The sequence below is a fragment of the Streptomyces minutiscleroticus genome (genome assembly GCF_014650875.1).
Classification (GTDB): domain Bacteria; phylum Actinomycetota; class Actinomycetes; order Streptomycetales; family Streptomycetaceae; genus Streptomyces; species Streptomyces minutiscleroticus.
The window spans coordinates 1-1,700 of record NZ_BMVU01000182.1 but is presented as its reverse complement, the minus strand read 5'-3'; the positions used below and the strand labels follow the sequence as shown (position 1 = coordinate 1,700).

Genomic DNA, 1,700 nt, shown 5'->3' with positions numbered 1-1,700 from the left:
CGTTGCGGCGGGACGACGGCGGTCTGGAGCGTTTCCTGTTGTCGGCCGGCGAACTGTACGTACGGGGTGTCCCCGTCGACTGGAACACACTGTTCGAGGGCGTCGATCCGAAGCCCTTGCGGGCGTCGGAACTGCCTACCTACCCCTTCCAGCACCAGCGCTACTGGTTGGAGACCCGCCCCACCGTCGGCGACGTGGGCACGGCGGGCCTGACGCCCGTCGCCCACCCTTGGGTGGGTGCGGCTGTGCCCCTGCCGGACGGCGGCGTGGTGCTGACCGGACGGGTGGAGAGCGCGGAGCACTCGTGGCTCACGGACCACGCGGTGGCGGGCACGGTGATCGCCCCCGGAGCGGCGCTCCTGGACCTCGTCGCGCAGGCGGGTGCCGAGACAGGCGTGCCGGTGGTGGACGAGCTGGTGATCGAAGCCCCGGTGGTCGTTCCCGACGAGGGGGCGCTTCAGCTGCACATACGGGTCGAGCCCGCGACAGGTGACGCATCCGACGGACGACGGGCGTTCGCGCTCTACTCACGACCGGAGCCGCGACCGGAAGCGACGTCGAAGCCGGAAACGGAACCGGAGTCGCCTTCGAAGGACGGCGAGAACGTGTGGACCCGACATGCCACGGGCTTCCTCGTGCGACGGTCCACGGCCGACGCCGGTCGTACAGCGGATGCCACTCGCACAGCCGACGCCGCCCGCACGAGCGATGCGGCTCGTACAGCCGACGCCGCCGTATCCGGACCAGCGCATGCGGGGACTGCCTGGCCACCGGCCGGCGCCGATCCCGTCGGGCTCGGCGGGTTCTACGAGCGCCTGTCGGACCGCGGTTTCGAGTACGGGCCCGCCTTCCGCGCCCTGCGTTCCGCGTGGCGTCTCGACGGGGAGGTGTACGCGGAGGTGGCGCTGCCGGACACGCTCGACGCGGCCGGCTACGGCATCCACCCCGCGCTCCTGGACGCCGCGCTCCAGGCCACCAACTTCCTCGCCGTCGCCGAGCCGGAACCCGGCCATGTGCTGCTGCCCTTCGCCTGGAACGAGGTCAGCCTGCACACCCGGGGAGCCACTGCTCTGCGCGTACGGGCCCGGCAGACCGGACCGCACGCGTTCTCGCTCACCCTCACCGATCCGGTGGATCCGGCAGGGCGGCCGGTCGCCACCGTCGGGTCGCTCGATCTGCGTCCGGTCTCCGTCGACCGGCTCGTCTCCCTGGGTGGTGGAGCCGGTGACCACCTCTACCGCGTCGACTGGACGCCCGTCACCCTCCCGGTGAACGGCCCCACGATCGACCCCGCTGCCCTGCTGGACCTCACCGTCGCGCCTGGTGCCGACCCCTCGGACGCCCGCGTGCTCGTCGAGCGTACGGCGGGATTCCTGCGGGACGGCATCGCCGATCCCACCCGGCGCACGGACACCTTCGTGATCGCCACCCGCCTGCCCGACGCCGATCCTGGGGCGGCTGCGGTGTGGGGTCTGGTACGTACGGTGCAGTTGGAGCAGCCCGGGCGGGTGGTGCTGGTAGGCGTGGACGGTGTGCCGGCCGACGCCGATGGTGTGACGGCCGGCATCGGTGGTGTGTCGGCTGATGCCGGTGGTGTGGTGGCCCGTGTGGTGGGGTCGGGTGAGGTGCAGGTGGTGTGGCGTGCGGGTCGGGCGTGGGTGCCGCGTCTGGTGCGTGCGGGTGGGGGGTCGGTGGGTGGT

General features: G+C 72.4%; 1 protein-coding gene. It reads left to right on the top strand.

From position 1 onward, the window contains the following. Positions 1–1,700: polyketide synthase dehydratase domain-containing protein (locus tag IE271_RS40810; protein WP_190195465.1), on the top strand; the 1,700-nt coding region annotated here is incomplete at both ends.